Origin of the sequence: Snodgrassella sp. ESL0323 (assembly GCF_013346865.1) — a bacterium.
Classification (GTDB): domain Bacteria; phylum Pseudomonadota; class Gammaproteobacteria; order Burkholderiales; family Neisseriaceae; genus Snodgrassella; species Snodgrassella alvi.
Genome location: NZ_JAAEDT010000014.1, coordinates 12,004 through 36,046 on the forward strand (window position 1 = coordinate 12,004; position 24,043 = coordinate 36,046).

The following is a 24,043-nucleotide window of genomic DNA, read 5'->3' on the forward strand; positions in this document are numbered from 1 at the left end:
AAAAAGCCAGTATATTCATATACTGGCTTTTTTATCGGATTATTCCTGATTTTTTTGTTTTGCTTCAAGGATTTCCCAACGTTCAAGTTTTTCCAGCAGCAGCTCTTCAATTTCAGCAATACGTGTTTGCCATTCAGTTGCCAGTTTATAGTCATTTTTGAATATTTCCGGATCGGAAAGTTTATTATTCAGCTCTTGTTGTTCTGCTTCGAGAGCAGCAAGCTCGTCGGGTAAGCTGGTGAGTTCACGTTGTTCGTTGTAGGAAAGTTTATCGTTGCGTCGGCTTTTTTGCCGGTTTTTATCAGGATTACTGGTATTTTTGCTTGTTGTGGGCGCTGGTGTTAGTAAGCTTTGTTCACGTTTTTGGGCGTCAATATAATCCTGATAACCGCCTATGTATTCTTTTAATTGACCATTACCTTTGAAAACTATGGATTGAGTAACTACATTATCCAGAAAAGTACGATCGTGACTGACAAGAAATACGGTGCCGTTATAATCCCGCAATAACTCTTCCAGTAATTCCTGCGTATCGATATCCAAATCATTTGTTGGTTCATCAAGTACCAGAATATTAGCTGGTCGGATAAATAGTTTGGCCAGTAATAGCCTGTTGCGCTCGCCACCAGAAAGTGATTTGACTTCACTACGAACTCTGGCCGGAGAAAACAGAAATTCTTCAAGATAACCAATTACATGTTTACGCTGACCACCAATATCAATGTAATCATTACCCTGACCTATAGTATCAAAAACAGTATCGTTTTCATTTAATGCACTACGAAACTGATCAAAATAGGCAACTTCCTGACGTGAGCCCAGCCGAATTTTGCCTGAGGTTGGCTGTAATTCACCTAAAATCAATTTTAAAAAGGTAGTTTTGCCAACACCATTTGATCCGATCAGACCAATTTTGTCACCGCGCTGAATAACACAAGAGAAATCACGCATAATAAGGTGTTCACCATAAGCAAATCCGGCGTGTTCAAGCTCTGCTATAATTTTCCCGCTGGCTTCACCGCGATTTAAATTAAAGCTGACCTGCCCCTGTACTTCACGACGTGCAGCGCGTTCGCGGCGTAGTTGTTCCAGCCGTTTAACCCGCCCCTGGTTACGTGTGCGGCGTGCTTCAATTCCTTTGCGAATCCATGCTTCTTCCTGAGCATGAAATTTATCAAAAAGCCGGTTATGTTCAGCTTCAACAGCTAGTTCCTGTGCTTTTTTTTCACTATAGGCACTAAAACTTCCCGGGTAACTACGTAAATGTCCGCGATCTAGTTCGATGATACGCGTAGCTACACGATCCAGAAAGCGTCGGTCATGTGTCACGACAATCAGACTGCCGGCAAAATTACCAAGCAGATTTTCCATCCATTCTATCGCTTCGATATCCAGATGATTGGTTGGTTCATCCAGTAACAGGATATCCGGTTTTTGTACCCATGCCTGAGCCAGTGCAACACGCTTTTTCTGACCACCGCTTAAGTTGCTGATTAATTCGTTTTCCGGTAGTTGTAATTCACTTAAGGTTTGCGCAATTAAGGCATCAAATTGCCAGCCGTTAAGGTTTTCAAGCTTATTCTGTAATTCAGTTAACCGATTCAGACTGGTTTCATCACCAATATTCTGGCTGAGCTCATGATACTCACGTAACAGATTTTGCAGTTCGCCCAATCCTTGGGCTATGGTGTCAAATACAGTAGCCTGCGGTTCAAAAAAGGATTCCTGCGGTACATAAACAACTTTTTGGTTGTTCTGGATAGTTAATAATCCGTCATCCAGTTTCTGTACTCGGGCAAGAATTTTCAGTAATGAGGATTTCCCGGCACCATTGCGACCAATAAAGCCTATTTTTTCACCTGCATCCATTTGCAAAGATGTATGATCCAGTAAGGGGTGGTGACCTACAGTAAAGCAGGCATTATCGAGTGACAGAATACTCATGATTAAGACGAATACGTTTGATTATGGTTTATGGAAATGAGTTATTGTATCAGGTTCATAGTTAATATGTTGCAGCAATACTGAACTTACCTTTAATTAAAAAATCCGGCAATTTTTGTCTGGCTGTCCTTTGCCATTAAAAAAATGATTTTCTTCATCGCAGCGGCTGGAGCTGCTTTGGCAGATAAATATTCTTCCATCCTGATTTAATTTGATTATACGAGGTTCAGCTTCGGTATCAATCGCCACTGCTTTGAGTGTGAAATGTTCTTCAGGTGCAAAACGCGGATTTCCCTGTATGCGAAAACAAAAATGCTGGTTCTCAATAATAGGTAATTCTGGCCAGTTGTGTTTGTTTTGCTTATAGCTAATGTGTTTTTGATAATGTTTGGACAGGAATTGAGCATTGATAAGCAATGCCGCCTTTGCCTGATTTAATCTACCCTGTAGTACATGCTGGCGATAATATGGATAAGCAATCAGAATTATCATGAGGATAACAGTCAGTATAAGCATAAGCTCAAATAAGCTGTATCCCTGTTCGGTTTTTCGGAGTGAAGACATACGATATCTGTATTTATGCTTATAGAATATACTAACCATTTATTTGATAAAAGAAATTATTTTTCGAATTAATAGTATATATGAATATATCTATATTGTATATTTTATTTTTTTATGCTATGAATTTATTGTTAAATTCTATAATAAATAAAATTATTTATGATACGCATAAATAGTATAATTATTTTGTTTTTTGTTTATTTAAAATTCAAAATATTTATAATAAATAGTCAGGTATTAGTGTCCAGATAATTCTTGTAGATATTATTAATTAAAATCAGGATTTTATTTTTTATTTAAAAAATTCATGATCAGTTTGTGTTGACAGGTATAACAGCAGTAAAAAAACGGGCTATAACGCCCGTATTTAAAAAATTTATTTGGCTGATATGGAATTAACGATGATGTAAGCTTTCCATCCGGATCATGGTAACCGGGGATAAAACTCGTGGTAATGCCTGAATTCTAGCCATTGACTGTTTGATAAAACGTTCTTTGGTTGAATGTGTCAGGATAACAATTTCGGCAGATTCCTTATTAATAATACCTTTTTGGATGAGAGCCTCAATAGAAATATTTTCTGCAGCAAGAATATTCGCAATTTCTCCCAGCACACCCGGTTCATCGCAGGCAGATACACGCAGATAATAACTACTGGTGATTTCATCCATTGGCAGAATGGAAATATTTTGTAATGAATTAGACTGAAAAGCCAGATAGGGAACACGGTAGCTGGCTTCAGCATTCTGTAATCGGGTTACATCAATAATATCAGCCATCACTGCACTGGCAGTTGGGCCGGCACCAGCACCAGCACCATAATAGAGTGTCTGCCCAATCATATCTGCCTGAACAGATACAGCATTCATTACTCCTTCTACTTTTGCCAGTAATCGGCTTTCAGGGATTAAAGTAGGGTGTACACGCAGCTCGATACCTTGCGAAGTTTTGCGGGTAATACCAAGTAATTTAATGCGATAGCCTAGTTCCTCAGCATAACAGATGTCCAGACTCTCCAGATGACTGATGCCTTCCAGATAACACTGGCTGAAATTAATCGGGGTTCCGAATGCCAGTGCAGAAATAATACTTAATTTATGACCGGCATCATGACCTTCAATATCGAATGTAGGATCGGCTTCTGCATAACCCAGTTCTTGTGCCTGTTTTAATGCTTCCGGAAAAGTACTGCCTCGGGTACGCATTTCACTCAGAATAAAATTACTGGTGCCATTGATAATGCCGGCAATAGATTCGATATGGTTGGCAGCCAGCCCCTCACGTAAAGCTTTAATAATGGGAATACCGCCGGCAACTGCAGCTTCATACATCACCATTACATTGTGTTCAGAAGCCAGTCGGAAAATTTCGTTACCGTACTCTGCCAGTAGTTTTTTATTGGCTGTAACGATGTGTTTTCCGTTTTTGATTGCCTGAATCACAGCGTCTTTAGCTATTGTTGTACCGCCAATTAGTTCTACTACAACATCAACATCAGTTGCATTTACTACTTCAAATACATCATCACTAACAAAAGTGTTATTGCCGCATATTTCCCGGGTACGTTCAATATTACGACTTGCTGCTCGGGTAATAATTAATTCGCGGCCAAGCCGGCGGGTAATTTCATCCGCATTATTCTGTAATAACTTGACGGTACCACCACCTACTGTGCCGACGCCCAGCAAGCCTATACGCAGAGGCTGCATGTTTACTCCTTCAAATAGACAAATTTAATTTATGGACTGCCTGATACTTGCAATTTTACGTGAATAATCTACTATGCTAGCCGAAAACTGCTTTTTTGACTACTACAGCCATAGTATGTTGTGTGGTTATGCATAAGGAAATTTTAATGCAAATTGAAGAAATTCGGGATAAACAAGGATTATGGATTGAGGAAGTTGATATCGGAAAAATTACTGTAAACGGCCGGCAATATACTCAACCTGTATGTATTACTGCTGATGAAGTGCTCACACTGGATAAGCAAGCAGCCAGTGAGTTAACCATTGATGATTTTACTCAGGCTTTACAGTTTAAGCCTGAAGTGATTTTAATCGGTACCGGAAATCATCATGTGTTTATTCATCCGCGTCTGACTTCACAATTAGTCGAAAAAGGAATCGGTGTAGAAAGTATGTCTACAGCTGCTGCTTGCCGTACTTTTATGGTGTTGCGCAGTGAAGGCCGCAGTGTCTGGGCATGGTTGTGGCCGTTAATAGAAGAGTAGTATTTATTTAAATATATTGCTTTTAAAAAGAATAATTTAGAAATAATCAGTATCAGGGTTAAGGATAAAAAATCAGGCTGCCGGTATCATTAACCGGAACCTGATTTTTTAATAGTTACGTAAGTTATTTATTTAACTGCTGTGCTGTTCTGACCTTTGATAATGCTCATGCCAGCACTTACCAGACTACCAATATCTGCAACATTAGCAGGCATAATCAGAGTGTTATTGGTTTTTGCCAGTTTAGCAAAAGCATCTACGTACTGTTCAGCCACTTTCAGATTCACAGCTTCTGTACCGCCCGGTTCTTTTACTGCGGCAGCTACCTGACGAATTGCTTCCGCGGTCGCCTGAGCAACCAGACGCAAAGCTTCAGCTTCACCTTCAGCGCGATTAATTTGTGCTACTTTTGCACCCTGAGATTCATTGATAGAGGCTTGAGCTTCGCCCTGTGATTTCTGAATTTCCGCTTCACGCTGACCGGCCGCCAGATTAATCTGTTCCTGTTTAATCCCTTCAGACTGAGCAATACGTGCGCGTTTTTCCCGTTCGGCCGTGATCTGAGCCTGCATTGAGCGCAGAATTTCCTGAGGCGGAACCAGATCCTTGATTTCATAACGCAATACTTTAACACCCCATGAAACCGCTGCTTCATCCAGAGAGGCTACCACGGTATGGTTAATATCATCACGTTCTTCAAAAGTTTTATCCAGTTCCATACGACCGATAACTGAACGTAATGTTGTTTGTGCCAGTTGGGTAATGGCAACTACAAAGTTACTGGAGCCATAGGATGCAAGTTTAGGATCAGTTACCTGAAAATAGATAATACCATCCACTGTAAGCTGAGTATTGTCACGGGTAATACAAACCTGACTGGGTACATCCAGTGGGATTTCCTTTAAGGTATGTTTATAAGCGACACGGTCGATAATCGGAATAATAAAATTAAGACCGGCCACTAGAGTAGCATGATAGCGGCCTAAACGTTCAACTATATAGACTTCCTGCTGCGGTACAACTTTAAATGCCATGCAGATAAATGCGACAATAGCGGCGAGAAAAATAAATGTCAAAATCATAATTATTCCTGCGAAGTAGATGGGACCTGAGAAGTAATATTTAAAATGTTGCCTTGATGGCTGATGATTTGCGCACTGTCACCGGATTTTGCTTCTGCCGGATGATTAAAACGAGCCTGCCAAATAGTACCCCGATATTGTACCTGCCATAATCCGTCGGGTAGCAGCTGACTAAGTATCACTGTCTGACCGTAGTCCGGATCATCAGTTGGTTTGGCCATGTTTTCACGCGGATGCTTCTTTTGCCAGGCACGTACAATGACAATACCCAGAATAGAAAAAACTATTGCAATAACAGCATTGACGCTCTCACTGGTTTTCAGCAGCCATTCAGCCAGACCGGCACTAAGTAATGAGGCACTGATTACCAGCATATAAAAAGTGCCGCTAAACATTTCCAATACAAACAGAACCAAAGCTGCAATACACCAAATCATCATTATCTCCTTAATTTTATAATCTTTAACAGAAATATGTTGTATTGTAAAGTAATTTTAGGATGATAGTATCCGTTGCCTACGGGTTTCGCTCAGAACGATACCAGTGCTGACAGAAACATTCAGGCTTTCAACGGTTCCGAACATAGGAATGGATACCAGTGTATCACACAGATCTCGTGTTAAACGGCGCATGCCATTACCTTCTGCACCCATTACCCATGCTACTGCTTCCGGAGCCGTAAAGTGATATAAGTCATCACTACCGTTCATATCAGTACCGATAATCCAGATACCGCGCTGTTTCAATTCACGAATGGTGCGTGCCAGATTTGTTACTGTAATATAAGGTACTGTTTCAGCAGCACCACAGGCTACTTTACTTACGGTAGCATTTAATCCGACACTTTTATCTTTGGGAGCAATTACTGCGTGAACTCCCATAACATCTGCTACACGCAAACAGGCTCCCAGATTATGCGGATCTGTAATGCCGTCAAGAATCAGCAATAACGGTGGTTCATTCAGATTTTCAAGTACATCTTCTATGTCTACATGTTGTCTGGAAGCATCGATAAAGCCCACTACACCCTGATGGCGGGCATGTTTACTCAAAGTATCGAGCCGTGCCTGATCTGCGCTGATAATGCGCACATTTTCTGCTTCAGCTTTATTTAATACATCGCGCATACGGGCATCATGTTTACCCTCCAGTACATAAAGTTCAATTATGCTGTCCGGGTTTTGCCATAAACGGGCATTAACTGCGTGAAAGCCAATGATGAGGCGCTGATTTGACATGTATATTTCATTTAGTGTGTAAAGAAACCAATTATAACGGAAATTAGTGTACTAATCTGATTATACCGAATAAATATCATTCTTCATTTAAAAATGTAATTGTGATGTAATTTTCCTGATAAAAGAAATAAATACCGTTGACAGGTAATTAAATTTTCCGCTCAGGGTTAAGACAGTATCAGTTACATCTTGATAAAAATTTCTTGCTTATAAAATGTTATCTTTATCATTTATTTAAAATAAAGCAAATTAAACTAAAGTATCTTAATGTTCATTTTCAGAGTTTATGAATAAAGTTAAGAATAATGCTTGTATGAGGGGAATAAACTCTGACCGGTAATAGCTGGTCGGGAATTTAACTTTAATACAGGAAAAATTCTTATGGAATATTATTTATGGGTGCTGGCTAAGTTTCTTGTTGGTTTTATTATTGTCATTCTGCATTTGAATGTAACAGGTAAAACGCAGTTGAATCAGATGACCCCGGTAGATTTCATTGGTAACTTTGTACTTGGCGGTATTATCGGTGGGGTGATTTATAATCAGGATATTCCGATTTATCAGTATATTATTGTGTTATTAATCGGTGTTTGCCTTATTTCATTATTAAACTGGGTATGTAAGCATGTCAGCTTTATCCGAATGTTTGCTATTGGTGAACCGATTCCGATTATGAAAGACGGACATTTTTTGATGGATAATATTCTGCGTAAAAAGAATAAGATTGATATTCTTAATGTGGCTTCACTTTTGCATGCTCAGGGTATTACTTCGTTTCAGGAAGTCAGTTATGCACAGATTGAGCCCAGTGGTTCGCTGACGGTGTTAACAGATAAAGGCAAATATCCTTCATTAATTTTATTTAAGGAAGGAGAGGTGCGTACAACGGAATTGCATCGGATAAATAAGGATGAAAAGTGGCTGGAGCAAAAAATTCAGCAGCAGCACCTGACAGAAGATGATTTATTTCTGGTTGAATTCTGGAATAATAGTTTAAATTTTGTACTGCGTAACGGCGAAGTAAAAAAAGATACGCTAAAAAGTTAATTTTTATTGCAGATTAGTGGCTGGAGAAATATCCGGAAAAGGTTACAATACTGTTTTAGGTTAATTTAATTTATTGCTGTGCAGCCACTCGAATATTGTCTTCAGAAAATTTGCCATAGCAGGAATGCTATGGCTTTTCGTTTTCCTTTTCTTTCCTCGGTGCAGCGTCATGCACTGATAGCTTTGTATGCTTTGCAGCAAGAATTAAATGATGTAGTTGAAGATTGTTCTGATGCTAATGTGGCTTTGACAACACTGCGATGGTGGGAGCAACAACTAGATAAGCTGTATAACTCTGATTCTGTTCCTGAACATCCTTTATTACAGGCTTTGAAACCATTTATTACCCGATATTCTTTACCGTTGGCTGAAATACTGGTTTTGCCTGATGCACATCGTACGCAATTAACTCAGGCCAGATTTCAGAATATGGAACAGTTATGCCATTATAGTAAACAGGCAGGGATGGTGCAGGGACGTTTAACAAGCAGAGTTCTGGGGTTCAGTGCAGAACAAACTTTGGATTTTGCCGATAAAGTGGGTGAAATATGTCAGCTAGTGACGATTTACTCACGGATTGGTGCGGATACAAGGCTGGGAAAGCTGTATATTCCAGTAGAGTTATTACAGCAATTTAATGTTTCGGCTCATTTGGTACTTAACCGACACGGTGGAGTTGAATTTACGGCATTGATGAACGCATGGCTTGCTACATTAAAACAGCAGTTTAATTCTGCTCTTGCTTTGCTGCCCTCCGCAGATAACCGCAGGCAGCGCCCCAGTCTGGCCATGCTCTCAGTAGCCTGGGCTCAGCTTAATGAAATTGAGCAGGACGGTCTACAAAATATCATGCAATATCAGCTGGTCGTACCGCGACCGCGTCAGCAACGGTTATTCTGGAAAACATGGTTGTGTGGTTTTCGGCCGGTATAGATTAAAAAATGTGAAGCAGGGTGTTTTCTAATAAAAGTGCGATATGGCGAGTATTATGAGTTATGAGAACTATTTTTGTAATTTAATTATTTTTTTAAAATTTTATTGCTTAAATAAATAAAATATTGAAATTATATTTCAATGTAAAAGCGTATGTCTGAGCAATTTTAATTACTCAATAAGGCTGGTTTTTTGTATAATTTATGCCATCATCTGCTTACTGGTGCAGGTGTAAGCAATTTTATTGCTAAATTGCTTCCGGATTAATCCTGTGCTGAGGAACCTCATATGCTCAGAGCAAAAAAAACCTTATTTATTCTGGGTTTAACTGCTGCCTGTTTGCTTTCTGCCTGTTCGCAATCCGAACAGGGAAATAAAACCAGCGATACCAATACGAAAAAAGTAGCCATTACGGCAATTGTTGAACATCCTGCTATGGATGCTGTACGTCAGGGTGTGATTGATGAATTGCGTGCTGAAGGCTATGAGCAGGGTAAAAATCTTCAGCTGGATTTTCAAAGTGCACAAGGGAATACTGCTACTGCCGGTCAGATTGCTAAAAAATTCGCTGGTAATAATCCGGATGTAATTGTTACTATCGGCACGCCAAGCGCGCAGTCTATGGTTGCAGCAACGCGCAAAATTCCGATAGTGTTTGCAGCAGTAACCGATCCGGTTGCAGCCAAACTGGTAACAAGCTGGGAACCCAGCAAAACCAATGTTACCGGTGTATCTGATAAACTGCCTTTACAGCCACAGATTGATTTAATGAAACAAGTGGTACCTAACCTGAAAACAGTGGGTTATGTATATAGCCCGGGGGAAATCAATTCAACCGTTGTGCTCGGACAACTACAGTCTTTACTGGCTAAGGACGGTATTACTGTGGCAGCAGCTCCGGCACAGCGTACAACTGATGTCCCCATGGCTACTAAAAGCTTGCAGGGTAAGGCAGATCTGATTTATACCTCTCTGGACAATAATGTGGTTTCTGCTTATGAATCCATGTACAAAGTTGCCAAAGATATGAAAATGCCCTTGGTGGCTTCAGATACCGGCTCAGTAAAACGCGGTGCAGCTGTAGCACTGGGGGTTAATTATCATGAGCTTGGTACAGCTACTGGTAAAATTGTAGGTCGGATTCTCAAAGGAGAGCAGGCTGGTAACATTGCTCCGCAGCGTATGACCGCAGATCAGCTTGATTTGATGGTAAGTAAATCTCATGCTGCCGAACAAGGTATTACATTTTCGGAGCAATTACTCAAACAGGCTAAATTAGTCGATTAGGATTATAGAAAGCCTCTGGGACGGATACCGTAACATCGGCAAGCTGATTCAGGCTTTGCCGATGTTGTTTTTATTTTCAACCACAATTTATTAATTGGTTAATATGTCTTCTATAGCTTTATTTGGCGCTTTAGAAAGCGGACTGATATATGCTCTCGTTGCTCTGGGTGTACTGATTTCATTCCGTATTCTGGATTTTCCTGATTTAACTGCCGATGGCAGTTTTCCGCTCGGCGGTGCTGTATTTGCCATTTGTGTTACCCATGGTATTAATCCGTGGCTGGCTACTGCACTTGGCGGAGTTGCCGGTGCATGTGCAGGTTTGGTAACAGCATGGCTGCATGTTTCTTTAAAAATCATGCAGCTGTTGGCCAGTATTCTGGTTATGGTTGCTTTGTATTCGGTTAACCTGCGTATTATGGGGGCACCTAATTTGCCTTTACTGGATCAGCCCAGTGTATTTACGCCGTTTTTTAATGCAGACGGAAGTAACCAGTATTGGGTGCAGCCGCTGGTAATTTTTGGTTTTGTGCTGATTGCCAAATTTTTTCTGGACTGGTTTTTTGCTACAGAAATTGGCTTATCAATGCGAGCTACCGGCGTAAATGCACGAATGGCTCGTGCTCAGGGTGTAAATACCTCACGTATTTTACTGTTAGGCATGGCGATATCAAACGCATTTATTGCCTTGGCCGGTGCACTATTTGTGCAGACTCAGGGCGGTGCAGATATATCAATCGGTATCGGCACGATTGTCGTCGGGCTGGCCGCAGTGATTATTGGTGAAACCCTGATTCCGGGAAAACGGTTCATCATTATTACACTGGCCGTTATAGTGGGAGCAGTACTTTACCGTGCATTTATTGCGCTGGCGCTGGGCAGTGATACATTGCAGCATATAGGCTTTGGACCGCAGGATTTAAATCTGGTTACAGCAATTTTAGTTGTACTTGCGCTGCGGTTGCCGGCAATCAAAGGTTACTTTAAAAGGAAATTCAAAGCATGATGCGCGCAGATAATTTACGCCTTACATTCAATGCGGGAACACCAATTGAAAATCCTGCTTTGCGAGGCATGAGTTTAAGTATTGCAGATGGTGAGTTTGTTACCGTTATCGGCAGTAATGGTGCCGGTAAATCTACTTTTCTTAATGCCATCAGCGGTGACACCATGGTGGATTCCGGTACGATTACTATCAATAGTAAAGATGTTACCAGTGAACCTGCTTATAAACGTGCTCCATTAGTAGCACGTGTTTTTCAAGACCCTCTTGCCGGTACCTGTGAAGCCTTAACCATTGAAGAAAATATGGCTCTGGCACTGCGGCGTGGCAGCAGTCGTGGTTTGCGTCCGGCTATTAAACGTCAGTATCGTGAACTGTTCCGTGAAAAACTGGCAATGCTTAACCTGGGGCTGGAGAACCGATTGAGCGACAGAATTGGTTTGCTTTCCGGTGGGCAGCGACAGGCAGTCAGTTTGTTGATGGCTTCGTTGCAAAGTTCTAAAATTTTATTGCTTGATGAGCATACTGCGGCACTGGATCCTAAAACAGCCGCTTTTGTACTGGAGCTGACAGACCGTATTGTGCGTGAAAATAAATTAACTGCAATGATGGTAACACATTCGATGCAGCAGGCTCTGGATCACGGATCACGTACTGTTATGCTACATCAGGGGCGTGTGGTGCTGGATGTGGCTGGTGACAAACGTGCTGGTATGAGTGTGGCGGATCTATTAAAGATGTTCGAACATACTCAGGGCGAAAAAGTATCTGATGATGCTTTATTACTGAGCTAAACCTTTGTGTTTATAAAACAGGCTGTCAGCATTCCTGACAGCCTGATTTTCTGATTGGAAGCATAATGTCTGTACCTGAACTGATTGTACTGAATAAACCCTATGGTGTGATTTGTCAGTTTAGCGCTCATGAGAAACATCCTACCTTGAAGCAATATGTATCATTACCCGATGTCTATCCGGCAGGCCGGCTGGATACAGATAGTGAAGGATTGCTTTTATTAACTGCGAACGGACGTTTACAGGCAAAAATTGCTCATCCTAAGTATAAACTGATAAAAACATACTGGGCACAGGTAGAAGGTAAACCGGATAATGAACGCATGCAGCAATTGGCTGATGGGGTAAATCTGAGCGACTTTATTACACAGCCGGCTCAAGTCCAATTGGTTAGTGCTGCTGATAGTGCCCGTTTATGGCCACGAGTACCGCCAATTCGAGAACGCAAAACAGTAAGTGATTTCTGGTTGCAAATTCGAATCAGTGAAGGTAAAAACAGGCAGGTACGACGCATGTGTGCAAAAGTCGGCTGGCCTTGTTTACGTTTAGTGCGAGTAGGAATAGGGCAGCTTGATGTTTTTTCCCTTAAGTTACCTTTGGGTAAGTGGCAGGCTGTGAATCCAAAAGATTTATCATAAATATTTTTTGAATTGCCCTAAATTAAAAATAACCCTTATGTTATAAACATAAGGGTTATGTGTATTTCCTAAAATGAAATAATTAATCAGAATGCAGGGATGATGGCACCCTGATATTTTTCTTCAATAAATTTTTTCACTTCAGGTGAAGTCATGGCCTGTTTCAGCTTTTGGATTGCATCACGGTTTTCATCCCCTGTGCGGACAACCAGAATATTTGCATAAGGTGAATCTTTTGATTCAATAAATAAAGCATCTTTGGTTGGTACCAGTTTAGCTTCCATAGCAAAATTGGTATTAATTACAGACAGAGTAGCATCATTTAAAGTACGCGGTAACTGAGGCGCATCCATTGGTGTAATTTTGAGATGTTTCGGATTATCAACAATATCACGTACAGTAGCACTGATACCCGCATCTGCTTTTAATTTAATTAAACCGGCTTTTTGCAGCAATAACAAAGCTCGACCACCATTGGTAGCATCATTTGGAATAGTAACCAGCCCGTCATCAGGTATTTCACTGAGTGCTTTTACTTTTTTAGAGTAAATACCCATCGGTTCTACATGAATATTGGCAATCGGTGTTAACTGCATTTTGTGTTTCTGGACAAAATCTTCCAGATAAGGTTTATGCTGAGAGAAGTTAGCATCTACATCTTTCTCATTCAGGGCGATATTCGGACGTACATAGTCAGTCATCTGAATGATTTGTAAATCAATTCCTTCTTTTTCCAGTAATGGTTTAGCTACCTGAAGAATTTCTGCATGGGGAACAGGTGAAGCAGCAACTTTCAGTATTGTTTTATCTGTTGTTGCAGGAGTACTGCCAGAACTGGCGGCCGGTACGGATTCAGTTTTCTGAGTACAGGCTGTCAGTACTGTACTGATTGCTGCCACTGACAATAATGCAAATAACAATTTTTTCATATTTAACCTTGAGTAAGATACGCAATAAAAATATACAGCTGAACATTAACACAAAATGCATGTTACTTGTATTTTTTACATGCATGTTTACTTTGGTTAATAGTTTTTTAACTGGTAATTAAACTGTGCGGCCGATAACAGCTCCACAGTTTAATTTATTCATTTGCCAAGCATTGGCTTAAGGTATTTTCCGGTATAGCTTTTAGGATTGGCTGCAACTTCTTCCGGAGTACCTTCCGCGATAATCGTACCGCCGCCATCACCACCTTCCGGACCCAGATCAACGATATAGTCAGCTGTTTTAATCACATCCAGATTATGTTCGATAATAACAATGCTATTACCTTTCCCTTTCAGGCGATGAATAACGTCCAGTAACAGAGCTATATCGGCAAAGTGTAAGCCGGTGGTTGGTTCATCAAGTATATAAAGTGTCCGCCCAGTATCGCGTTTGGAGAGTTCCAGCGCCAGTTTTACCCGTTGAGCTTCCCCGCCGGAAAGTGTGGTGGCAGACTGTCCTAATCGTACATAACCCAGTCCTACGTCCAGCAATGTCTGCAATTTTCGTTTAACTGTTGGTACAGCATCGAAAAATATGCAGGCTTCTTCCACGGTCATTTCCAGAATTTCACTGATATTTTTGCCTTTGTATTGTATTTCCAGTGTTTCACGATTATAGCGTTTTCCATGGCAAACCTCGCAGGGTACATAAATATCAGGAAGAAAATGCATTTCTACTTTAATAACCCCATCACCCTGACAGGCTTCACAGCGTCCGCCTTTTACATTAAAAGAGAATCGGCCAACTGTATATCCGCGTTCACGAGAAAGGGGTACCCCGGCAAACAGTTCGCGGATGGGTGTAAACAGGCCGGTATACGTGGCAGGATTAGAACGCGGAGTCCTTCCTATGGGAGACTGATCAACATTAATGACTTTATCCAGATGCTCCAGTCCTTTGATATCTTCATAAGGAGCAGGCTCTTCACTAGCACGATTTAATTCACGTGCAGTAATTTTTGCCAGTGTGTCGTTAATCAAAGTTGATTTGCCACTCCCGGAAACGCCGGTAATACAGGTAATCAGGCCGAGAGGTAAGGTAAGGGTTACATTTTTAAGATTATTGCCACTGGCGCCGCTTAATATCAGTAAGCGCTCTTTATCAACCGGACTGCGCTGTTCCGGCATGCTAATGGCTTTTTTCCCGCTCAGATATTGTCCTGTTATGGATTCTTTGCATGCTGCCACCTTTTCAGGTGAAGCTGCGATAATAACTTGTCCGCCATGCTCACCGGCACCGGGTCCCATATCGACAACAAAATCGGCGGCACGGATAGCATCTTCATCATGCTCAACGACAATTACGCTGTTACCCAGATCGCGCAGATGTTTCAGTGTATCGAGCAGGCGGTCATTATCGCGCTGGTGCAGGCCGATAGACGGTTCATCCAGTACATACATGACACCTGTCAGGCCGGAACCAATCTGGCTGGCCAGCCGGATACGCTGAGCTTCACCACCAGATAAGGTTTCAGCACTGCGTGCCAGACTCAGGTAATTCAGGCCGACATTAATCAGAAAACCAAGGCGCTCATTAATTTCTTTAAGAATTTTTTCAGCAATCTGTTTTTTATTACCTTCCAGATTCAGATTCTGGAAAAAATCAAGTGTCGCTGTTAACGGCCATGCATTGACATCCGGTAATGATTTTCCGCCTATAAAGACATATCGGGCTTCTGTTCGCAAACGAGCACCGCCGCAGGCCGGGCAGGCTCGATGACTTTGATACTGGGCTAATTCTTCGCGTACAGTAGCGGAATCTGTTTCGCGGTAGCGCCGCTCCAGATTGGGCAGAATACCTTCAAACGGATGACTGCGGGTAAATTTTGTGCCCCGTTCAGACAGATAGGTAAATTCAATCTGCTCTTTACCAGAACCATAAAGAATAATATTCTGGATTTCTTCCTTTAATTCATTAAATGGCGTATTAACGTCAAATTTAAAATGTTGCCCGAGTGACTGAATCATCTGGAAATAGAAAGTATTACGTTTATCCCAGCCCTTGATTGCTCCAGCGGCCAGCGATAAATCCGGATGCATTACTACTCGCTCAGGATCAAAATAATCCATGCTGCCGAGTCCGTCACAACTGGGACAGGCTCCGACAGGGTTGTTAAAGCTGAAAAGACGTGGTTCGAGTTCCTGCAGACTATACGAACATACCGGACAGGCAAAGCGTGCTGAAAACCAGTGTTCTTTACCACTATCCATTTCGATGGCCAGAGCACGCTCATTACCCAGACGCAGTGCAGTTTCAAAACTTTCAGCCAAACGCTGTTTGATATCCGCGCGTACTTTTACCCGGTCAATAACCACATCTATATCATGTTTGATATTTTTTTGCAGTTTTGGTACTTCTTCAATCGCGTATACCTCACCATCAACACGAACTCGTGCAAAACCCTGTACTTGTAAATCAGCAAAGTATTCAAGAAATTCACCTTTGCGACCGCGTACCGCCGGAGCCAGAATCATTACCCGGCTTTCTTCAGGCAGGTTCAGTATATGGTCAACCATCTGGGAAACAGTCTGACTGGATAAAGGCAGGTTATGTTCAGGACAATACGGTGTGCCGACACGTGCATACAATAAGCGCAAATAGTCATGAATTTCAGTGACTGTTCCTACGGTAGAGCGCGGATTATGACTGGTTGCTTTCTGCTCAATGGAAATAGCTGGTGACAAACCTTCAATTAAATCTACATCCGGTTTTTCCATCATTTGCAAAAACTGGCGAGCATAGGCCGACAGGCTTTCTACGTAGCGTCGTTGTCCTTCTGCATACAAAGTATCAAAAGCCAGCGAGGATTTACCACTACCGGACAAACCGGTAATGACAACCAGTTGATGACGGGGAATATCCAGATCTATATTTTTAAGATTGTGTGTGCGTGCACCGCGAATATGAATCGTATCGTTATCTGACATAATGCCTTGCCCAAACTAGCTGGATAAAAGAGGATACCGGCTTTAATTAAATTGCTGTTTATTAAAACCATCCGGTATTATACCTATTTCAAAACGCTAATTTAAAGCTATCAGGTAAACGTTTTAATGTTTTCGTAAAATAAATTCCTTAAAATCAATACGTAACTCTTGACTTCGTAATAAGTAAATTAAAATGGGCACATTTCCCAGCGCCACAATCATGTATAGGGCATTAATACTGTTAAACAGCCAGATCAGTACAGCACTTAATATGGCTGCACAAACCATAAACAGACCGTTGATAATATTATTGGCAGCAATTGCATGCGAACGGAACTGATCGCTGCTGGCTGTTTGCAACCATGTGTATAATGGCAGTGAGAAAAAGCCGCCGAAAAAACCAATACCGATTATGCAAATGATTATTGCCATGCTGTCCGGCCGGCCGATAAATGTACCGATACCGGCAACTGGCAGATTAGGTTGTGACGGTGTGAACCATACCAGCAGCAGACCGAATATACTCAGGCCGATTGTCCCGATCACAACCAGACTAAGATGTAACTGATGGCGGCTAATCCGTGCACAAACAATAGAACCCGTACCTATGCCAAGGGAGAAGAGTGTTAGCATTAAATTAAATACAGCCTCGTTTCCACCAAGATTCAAACGGGTAAAAGTAGGGAGCTGGGTTATATATACAGAACCAATCAGCCAGAACCAGGAAATACCGATTATGGCAATCCAGAGATTTTTTTGCAGATAAGTTTGCCGAAGTAGCTGTTTTGTACTCCGCATGATGTTTGAATCAATATATTGCTGTGGAATTTTTGCGGGTACCCTTGGCATAAATATACTGGCAATCTGTCCCAGAATAGCGACGAACAGCAGGATACCAAACAGCCATGCTGTATTGGTGCCAGCCAGAATAGTACCTAAAATCTGCCCGAATAATATGGATAGAAAAGTACCGCTTTCAATCAGGCTATTACCGTTGAGTAGTTCATATTTAGGGAGATATTCTGGTAACACCGCATATTTCAACGGACCGAACAAGGTAGAATGTGTGCCCATCAGAAACAGGCATAACATCAATATTGTCACAGACTGCATCCAAAAGCCGATACCTGCTATCAGCATAATGCAGATTTCAGCAGTTTTTATCCAGCGCGCCAGAATGGCTTTATCCATTTTATTAGATAATTCACCAGATAATGCAGAGAAAAGAAAAAAGGGCAGAATATATAGCAGGGCACCAGCATTCAGCATCTGGCTTGCTGGTAACCATGAATTAGCACCAAGCCCATAAAAACTGATTAAAACGAATAATGAGGTTTTAAACAAATTATCATTAAACGCACCAAAAAACTGAGTACCAAACAGCGGTAGAAATCGTCTGGTACGGGCAAAAGCAAACTGGTTGCCGGATGGGAGCATATCAGGTGTAGACATAAATAACCTTACCAATACATATGTTGTGGTTACAGGGTGCCGGTGAGGTCATTCAGTACAAAATGCTGACCACATAAGATGAGATATTGTTGCTGTAAACGCCCTATAATATTGTTTTCAGCATCACAAAGCTGAACATAATCGGCTTTGCGAAACCAACGAAGGCTTTCTTGCTCTGATAATTGCTGCAATATCTGCCATTGTACCGGACAGGCTTGCTGGTCTGTTTCATCAGCCTGTGCTTTAACAGCATAATAGCCAGTAGCTCCATCAGTATAAGCTGAATTATCTTCATCCATGAGTACCAGAAAACCAAGATGACAGTTGTCCGGGCTGTTAATACTAAAATAAAACATAGTCAAAAATTTCTTTTAATTCTGAGAAGAGCTTAGTCAAATTATTTATTCTGCTGGGAGGATTCTAGCAGTTTATAAATGTTTGTGTATGCTAATATGCATGCTTTTGTGTACAGAAAAGCGTACTGGCTTTGAAACGTATTGCAAATAGACATGATATTTGGTTAAAACACTGACAAATATTTGTTCAGATTGATTGAATCATGTATTTAAAACGGGTCAGTGCGCAGAATTTTTGGTTGGTTTTAGTTTGAAATTATGCTTTATCTCTTAATTGCTTCATTTATGTGGGGTAGCTCGTTTATTGCTACAAAAATGGCTTATGACATGCTGGATCCGTCACTTGTGGTACTCGGCAGGCTGATATTGGCAGCAGTAGTTACCTTACCCATCACGTGGAGCTATTTTAAAAACCATAATGTTATTTCCAAAGTACAACTGATCAAAATTATCGGACTAGGATTGCTGACATATCCTGTAACTTATCTGTTACAGGTTACAGGTTTGAAACTTATTCCTGCGGTCAATGCGGTCACCATTATCGGTATGGAACCAATTATTATAGTACTGGTGGGTCTGATTTTTTTTCGCGAAAAAACACCATTGCTGGTATTTATACTGGGCATTGTGGCTTTTATAGGGGTGCTGCTGGTAGTAGGTAAACCGGAAAAAGCCAGTGGTAATACTGCCTTGTTGGGAGCCTCGCTGGTATTTACTTCAACTATTGTCATGGCTTTCTGGATACGTTTGTCACAAAAGTTACTACGCGAAATAAATGTTAAGATATATACAGCCTTAACGTTGCAAACGGGTACTGTATTTGGTTTGCCGTTTATGCTGTTTCTAGTTGAAAACTGGGATATTCATTATTCTTTTCAGGGTGTTGGTGCTATAGCTTATCTGGGTATAGGATGCAGTCTGGTGGCTGCATGGTGCTGGAATAAAGGGCTGGAAAATGTTTCTGCCAGTGTGAGTGGGATATTTCTGGCTATGGAACCGGTTTTCGGAGTAATAACGGCCATTCTGTTATTGAATGAAACGGTAAATATACAGGCTTTTGCCGGAATAGTTATGGTTATTGGAGCGGCAACTACCTGTATATTTATTCCAAAAAAGAATTAAATTTATATAGCTAAAAATAAAAGGTTAGTGAATGTACACTAACCTTTTTGAGTTAATTGCAATGATATGCTGTAAAACTACAGATTGGTCAGCTTAATTTTCTGACCGGGACGTAATACTTGTTTCCCATGTACTTTTTGCAATTTACTTACAGGAATATTCAGGCGCTGAGCTATGCTGCTAAGCGTATCGCCTTTTTTTACCGTGTATGAAACAGGAACTACACCGGATTTGGAGTCTTTACCTTTACGTACAGCAGCCAGCATCCGTTTATTATCCTGATTCGGGCTAATTTTCAGTACCTGACCAACCTGCAGATTATGACCGCGCAGATTATTGGCAGTAACCAGATCAGCTACATTAATATTATAGCGCTGGGCAATTGAATACAATGTATCACCCTTATTTACTTTATGAGCAATATTACTGCGGCTGTCCGCAACGTTGATGACATTGCGTGTTGTGCGTTCATTACGGTTTTCTGCCAGACGGGCAGCATTCTGAACTTCTTCACGTTCAGCCTGTGCCAGTGCTTTTTGAACGGAAGCTGCAGCAGCTGCCTGTAATTGCGCATCCTGTGCAACCTGCATCAGTGCATCCTTATTGGTTGCAACAGGGGCAGGCAATTCTGCTGGGGTTGCTGCGTTTTCAGCCACGGTTATGGTTTGGGTTTGTACTGTTGTATTGACCGGTGACGGCTGGTCAGTATTCAGTACAGTGGATGTTGTGGTTGTAACTGTTTCAGTAAGAGCTGGTACAGGTGCATTGCCGGTATCAGTAACTTTATCAGCCTGAGCAACATTGGTTGCTGCCGGATGAGTCACAAACGTGCCCGGAGGTAATACTGGTTTTGCCATAGCAATATTCAGTAATGGATCTGTATCACTGTTGCGGAAAGAATCCATAAGCTGAGTGTTCAAACTATTTTTACTGATAAGCAGGCTGCGACCGGCTGGTACAGTATTGCTGGTCAGATTATTCAATCGCTTGATTTCAGCACTGCTCATTCCAGTTTGTGCAGCTAAATCAGCTACACTGGTGGTTGAATATGCTTTAAAGATATTCCATGAAAGCAGAGTATTTTTATCTGCGTTGCGATAATTGCGTTCAAAAGTATTTACTGCGGTAATAGGCAGCAGCATTTTACGATTTTCTTTAGGAATAAAAACCGGACTCTTGAAACTTGGATTAAGGGTTAGAAATTCTGAAGTCGAAATATTCGCCAGTCGAGCAGCTGCATCAATATCAATCGGCTGATCAATACTGATTGCTTCAAAGTAAGGACGGTTCGGTACAGAAACCAGATTAACACCAAAGGCCTGCGGATTTTCGATAATATTCCGCACAGCCAGCAATTTCGGCACATAATTACGGGTTTCATTTGGCATGCGCAGATTTTCATAGGTAGGATCTATACCCGCCAGCTGAGCACGTTTAATGGCCTTACCAACATTACCCTCTCCCCAGTTATAGGCCGCAAGAGCCAGTGACCAGTCACCAAACAGGCTATAAAGATATTGCAGATAAGTTAAAGCAGCATCAGTCGCTGCATATACGTCGTGACGACCATCATACAGATTAGTCTGCTCCAGTCCGTACTGTCGACCGCTGCTGGGCATAAACTGCCACAGACCGGAAGCTCCTACCCGTGACTGAGCTTTGCTGACGAAAGCACTCTCAATAAACGGCAGTAAAGCTACTTCAGCCGGCATCTGACGTTTTTCTGCTTCATTTACGATGTGATATAAATAAGGCTGGCTGCGCACAACCGTGCGGTTAAAGTAATCGCTGTGGCTTGAATAATACTGCTCCTGCCGGCGAATAATTTCAGGATTAACCTCTGTCATACGGAAATCCTGACGCAAGCGTCCCCAGATATCATGATTGGAATTCGCTTTTCCCTTCAGGGTAGCCGCATTTAGATTCATTATTGATAAGCCAATACCATTACTGGTGTAAGATTGGGCAAATGATAATGAGGGAGCAAGTATCAGGCCAGTAAGTGCCAGTACCATATGCTTCAATTTAGCCATTCGTTTAACCGTAAAATTTGTGCAAAATCCTATTAATATTAAAGAGGAAGTTCTTAACGGTCAAGGATAAATCCCTATTTTTACAGTAATGATGTAAATGCAATAAAATAATTCAATAGTCTGCAGCTTAGATTTAATATGGTACATAATGGTGTTTAAATGAATACTCAGCAATTGGAAAACTGGCTGGCCGAACATAAATTTGGTCTCTATTTAAGCCGGCTGGAGCAGCAGTTCATCCTGCATAAATTAGCAGGGTTGCGTTTTGGCACCATATTACAATGCGGTATATCACAATGGCAGTTCCGGCATGTTTTTGCAGCTGATTCCCAGTATATTGTACAAAGTAATATAGTCGATTGTGGTACAGCAGTTATTGCTGAATGTAAGGCCTTACCCTGGGCTCAGCAAAGTATAGATACCATTATCTGGCCTCATGGTCTGGATACTTTATCCGATTATGAAGAGTCTATAGCTGAAATAGCTCGTGTTCTGGTGCCCGGTGGGCATCTTGTAATGACTGGCTTAAATATTCATGGATATTGGCGCCTGTTTTATCAGAGCAGTCTGAAAGGCCATTTTGCTTTAAAGTTACTGTCTGCTCGTACGGCTGTTGATAAGATGCAACGCTTTGGCCTGTTTCTGGAAGAAGGACAGTTTATGGGTTATGGTATTCCGGCCTGTTACGGTGATAGTCACAAGGCTATAGAATATATGGGTAATCGCTGGTGGCCGCATCTGGCAGCTGTTTACGGGCTGGTACTGGTCAAGCGAACTGTACCGCTCACTTTAACTGCGCAGAATGCAAATATATTACTGAATCCAGCACCATCGGTTGCTTTGAAAAGCATAGAATAAGAGCGATAAATTCACTCTCTAAAATAAACAAAAACCTGAGCTATCACTCAGGTTTTTGTTTAATCAAATTCAGGCAGCCTTATCTGTATCACAATCCAGCTTTTTGTCCATAAGTTCCTCAAATTCGCGCATACACACACTGGCGATTGCCAGCATATTATCAATTTCCTTTTTGGAAATAATTAGCGGAGGAGCCGCTACGATGTGGTCACCGCAGGCGCGGAAAATCAGATTGTTCTTAAAAAAGATATCCCGGCAAATCAAACCTGTAGCGCCGAAATCGTCAAAGAACTCGCGATTATCACGATTTTTTACCAGTGTAAAACCACACATCAATCCTTCACTGCGAATATCAGCAACATATTTAAACTGACTGAATGTTTCCTGCCAGCGCTTGCGCATATAAGGACCTGTTTTATTACGTACCTTTTCAATCAGATTCTTTTTATCAATTATATTCAGGTTTGCGCAGGCAACTGCAGCTGAAACCGGATGCCCGCTGTAAGTGAAACCATGATTAAACTCACCCCCGGCCAGTAGACCTTCTGTTACTTTGTCATTGACCAGAACTGCCCCGATTGGTAAATAGCCGGAAGACAGTCCTTTAGCGGTCGTAAAAATATCTGGCGTGAAACCAAAGGTTTCGAATCCAAACCATCTGCCAGTACGCCCATAACCGCAAATTACTTCATCAGCCACCAGTAGTACGTCATATTTTTTACAGATGGCTTCAATTCGCGGCCAGTAACTTGCAGGAGGAATGATCACTCCGCCAGCACCCTGAATCGGTTCTGCAACAAACGCTGCAATTTTGTCCGCACCCAATGACAGAATTTTTTCTTCAAGCCAGTTAGCAGCACGAATGCCGAATTCTTCTTCACTTTCACTAGTTTTGGCTAAGCCGTAATACCAGGGTTGTTCAATATGAACTATATTGGCAATCGGTAAATCACCTTGCTCATGCATGCCTTTCATACCTCCCAGACTTGCTCCGCCTAAGGTAGAGCCGTGATAACCGTTCCAGCGACCAATGATCACTTTTTTAGAAGGCTTGCCGACAGAAGCCCAGTAATGGCGAACCATGCGTATCATGGTATCAACCGATTCAGAACCAGAATTGGTATAAAACACATGGTTAAATCCCTCTGGTGTGATTTCAACTAGTTTTTCCGATAACTTAATGATTGCAGGATGGGTTGTTTTGAAGAAAGTATTGTAAAATGGCAGCACTTGCATTTGTTTCTCGGCAATTTTAGCCAGTTTTTTTACTCCGTATCCGATATTGACACACCATAATCCGGCCATACCATCGATAATTTCATTGCCGTCACTATCGTATACATAAATGCCTTTTGCTTTAACCATCATGCGTACACCGTGTTTTTTAAGCTCAGCATTATCGGAAAAAGGATGTAAATGATGTTTTACAGCCAGTCTGACATCGGTTTTATTATTCATAAAAACTCCTTTGTTATAAAATGTTATAAGCTATCATTCAATGTATTAGCACAAGTATAACAGATGAAATATGCTATTAAGATG

21 protein-coding genes are annotated in these 24,043 nt (G+C 41.5%); 9 read left to right on the forward strand and 12 right to left on the reverse strand.

Annotated elements, in window-relative coordinates; genetic code table 11:
- Positions 1 to 39 precede the first annotated feature (39 nt).
- The 3 genes from GY065_RS05000 to GY065_RS05010 form a co-directional block, all read right to left on the reverse strand.
- Complete coding sequence (locus tag GY065_RS05000; RefSeq protein WP_174833297.1) at positions 40 to 1,944, reverse strand: ATP-binding cassette domain-containing protein; 1,905 nt, start codon at positions 1,942 to 1,944, stop codon at positions 40 to 42.
- A gap of 96 nt (positions 1,945 to 2,040) precedes the next feature.
- Positions 2,041 to 2,508, reverse strand: a complete 468-nt coding sequence (locus GY065_RS05005) for a type IV pilin protein (RefSeq protein WP_037474938.1) — start codon at positions 2,506 to 2,508, stop codon at positions 2,041 to 2,043.
- 395 nt (positions 2,509 to 2,903) lie between these two features.
- Positions 2,904 to 4,217, reverse strand: coding sequence for a homoserine dehydrogenase (locus tag GY065_RS05010; RefSeq protein ID WP_174833298.1), 1,314 nt, complete (start codon positions 4,215 to 4,217; stop codon positions 2,904 to 2,906).
- Positions 4,218 to 4,363: 146 nt separating this feature from the next.
- On the opposite strand from GY065_RS05010, the gene GY065_RS05015 reads away from it, so the two are divergent.
- Positions 4,364 to 4,741: an Mth938-like domain-containing protein gene (locus GY065_RS05015; RefSeq protein ID WP_084585067.1), complete on the forward strand. Its 378-nt coding sequence runs from the start codon at positions 4,364 to 4,366 to the stop codon at positions 4,739 to 4,741.
- A gap of 128 nt (positions 4,742 to 4,869) precedes the next feature.
- On the opposite strand, the gene GY065_RS05020 is transcribed toward GY065_RS05015, so the two are convergent.
- From GY065_RS05020 to rlmB, 3 genes are read right to left on the reverse strand one after another with little or no spacing between them, the layout of a single operon-like run.
- A complete protein-coding gene (locus tag GY065_RS05020) occupies positions 4,870 to 5,823 on the reverse strand; it encodes an SPFH domain-containing protein (protein WP_025330623.1) in 954 nt (317 codons plus the stop codon).
- Positions 5,824 to 5,825: 2 nt separating this feature from the next.
- Positions 5,826 to 6,260, reverse strand: a complete 435-nt coding sequence (locus GY065_RS05025; protein WP_232346166.1) for an NfeD family protein — start codon at positions 6,258 to 6,260, stop codon at positions 5,826 to 5,828.
- Positions 6,261 to 6,317: 57 nt separating this feature from the next.
- Positions 6,318 to 7,061, reverse strand: coding sequence for a 23S rRNA (guanosine(2251)-2'-O)-methyltransferase RlmB (gene rlmB, locus GY065_RS05030; protein ID WP_174833300.1), 744 nt, complete (start codon positions 7,059 to 7,061; stop codon positions 6,318 to 6,320).
- A gap of 381 nt (positions 7,062 to 7,442) precedes the next feature.
- Here rlmB and GY065_RS05035 point away from each other — a divergent pair, with 381 nt between their 5' ends.
- The 6 genes from GY065_RS05035 (at position 7,443) to GY065_RS05060 (ending at position 12,763) form a co-directional block, all read left to right on the forward strand.
- On the forward strand, positions 7,443 to 8,108 hold the full coding sequence (locus GY065_RS05035) for a DUF421 domain-containing protein (protein WP_025330626.1): 666 nt from the start codon (positions 7,443 to 7,445) through the stop codon (positions 8,106 to 8,108).
- Positions 8,109 to 8,237: 129 nt separating this feature from the next.
- The gene (locus tag GY065_RS05040; protein ID WP_174833301.1) at positions 8,238 to 9,041 is read left to right on the forward strand and encodes a squalene/phytoene synthase family protein; all 804 of its coding nucleotides are present in this window, start codon (positions 8,238 to 8,240) and stop codon (positions 9,039 to 9,041) included.
- 288 nt (positions 9,042 to 9,329) lie between these two features.
- Positions 9,330 to 10,328, forward strand: coding sequence for an ABC transporter substrate-binding protein (locus tag GY065_RS05045; RefSeq protein ID WP_100115458.1), 999 nt, complete (start codon positions 9,330 to 9,332; stop codon positions 10,326 to 10,328).
- 103 nt (positions 10,329 to 10,431) lie between these two features.
- Positions 10,432 to 11,334: an ABC transporter permease gene (locus GY065_RS05050; protein WP_025330629.1), complete on the forward strand. Its 903-nt coding sequence runs from the start codon at positions 10,432 to 10,434 to the stop codon at positions 11,332 to 11,334.
- Complete coding sequence (locus tag GY065_RS05055; protein ID WP_037393448.1) at positions 11,331 to 12,125, forward strand: ABC transporter ATP-binding protein; 795 nt, start codon at positions 11,331 to 11,333, stop codon at positions 12,123 to 12,125. Before GY065_RS05050 ends, GY065_RS05055 begins: the two co-directional genes overlap by 4 nt.
- A 65-nt stretch (positions 12,126 to 12,190) precedes the next feature.
- Positions 12,191 to 12,763 carry a pseudouridine synthase gene (locus tag GY065_RS05060; protein WP_174833302.1) on the forward strand — a complete coding sequence of 191 codons (573 nt, stop codon included), beginning with the start codon at positions 12,191 to 12,193 and terminating at the stop codon, positions 12,761 to 12,763.
- A gap of 86 nt (positions 12,764 to 12,849) precedes the next feature.
- On the opposite strand, the gene GY065_RS05065 is transcribed toward GY065_RS05060, so the two are convergent.
- The 4 genes from GY065_RS05065 to GY065_RS05080 all read right to left on the reverse strand — a co-directional run bounded on the left by GY065_RS05065 (position 12,850) and on the right by GY065_RS05080 (position 18,488).
- Positions 12,850 to 13,692, reverse strand: a complete 843-nt coding sequence (locus GY065_RS05065; protein WP_100115461.1) for a MetQ/NlpA family ABC transporter substrate-binding protein — start codon at positions 13,690 to 13,692, stop codon at positions 12,850 to 12,852.
- A gap of 159 nt (positions 13,693 to 13,851) precedes the next feature.
- Positions 13,852 to 16,680 carry an excinuclease ABC subunit UvrA gene (uvrA, locus tag GY065_RS05070; RefSeq protein WP_174833303.1) on the reverse strand — a complete coding sequence of 943 codons (2,829 nt, stop codon included), beginning with the start codon at positions 16,678 to 16,680 and terminating at the stop codon, positions 13,852 to 13,854.
- A gap of 123 nt (positions 16,681 to 16,803) precedes the next feature.
- Positions 16,804 to 18,132, reverse strand: coding sequence for an MFS transporter (locus tag GY065_RS05075; RefSeq protein ID WP_244621487.1), 1,329 nt, complete (start codon positions 18,130 to 18,132; stop codon positions 16,804 to 16,806).
- A 29-nt stretch (positions 18,133 to 18,161) separates the two neighbouring features.
- Positions 18,162 to 18,488 carry a hypothetical protein gene (locus GY065_RS05080; RefSeq protein WP_174833304.1) on the reverse strand — a complete coding sequence of 109 codons (327 nt, stop codon included), beginning with the start codon at positions 18,486 to 18,488 and terminating at the stop codon, positions 18,162 to 18,164.
- A 258-nt stretch (positions 18,489 to 18,746) separates the two neighbouring features.
- On the opposite strand from GY065_RS05080, the gene GY065_RS05085 reads away from it, so the two are divergent.
- The gene (locus GY065_RS05085; protein ID WP_174833305.1) at positions 18,747 to 19,610 is read left to right on the forward strand and encodes a DMT family transporter; all 864 of its coding nucleotides are present in this window, start codon (positions 18,747 to 18,749) and stop codon (positions 19,608 to 19,610) included.
- A 77-nt stretch (positions 19,611 to 19,687) separates the two neighbouring features.
- Here GY065_RS05085 and GY065_RS05090 read toward each other — a convergent pair whose 3' ends face one another.
- The gene (locus GY065_RS05090; protein WP_174833306.1) at positions 19,688 to 21,643 is read right to left on the reverse strand and encodes a LysM peptidoglycan-binding domain-containing protein; all 1,956 of its coding nucleotides are present in this window, start codon (positions 21,641 to 21,643) and stop codon (positions 19,688 to 19,690) included.
- Positions 21,644 to 21,802: 159 nt separating this feature from the next.
- Here GY065_RS05090 and GY065_RS05095 point away from each other — a divergent pair, with 159 nt between their 5' ends.
- Positions 21,803 to 22,501, forward strand: coding sequence for a class I SAM-dependent methyltransferase (locus GY065_RS05095; protein ID WP_174833307.1), 699 nt, complete (start codon positions 21,803 to 21,805; stop codon positions 22,499 to 22,501).
- A gap of 69 nt (positions 22,502 to 22,570) precedes the next feature.
- Here GY065_RS05095 and GY065_RS05100 read toward each other — a convergent pair whose 3' ends face one another.
- Positions 22,571 to 23,959: an aspartate aminotransferase family protein gene (locus GY065_RS05100; RefSeq protein ID WP_174833308.1), complete on the reverse strand. Its 1,389-nt coding sequence runs from the start codon at positions 23,957 to 23,959 to the stop codon at positions 22,571 to 22,573.
- Positions 23,960 to 24,043: the final 84 nt, after the last annotated feature.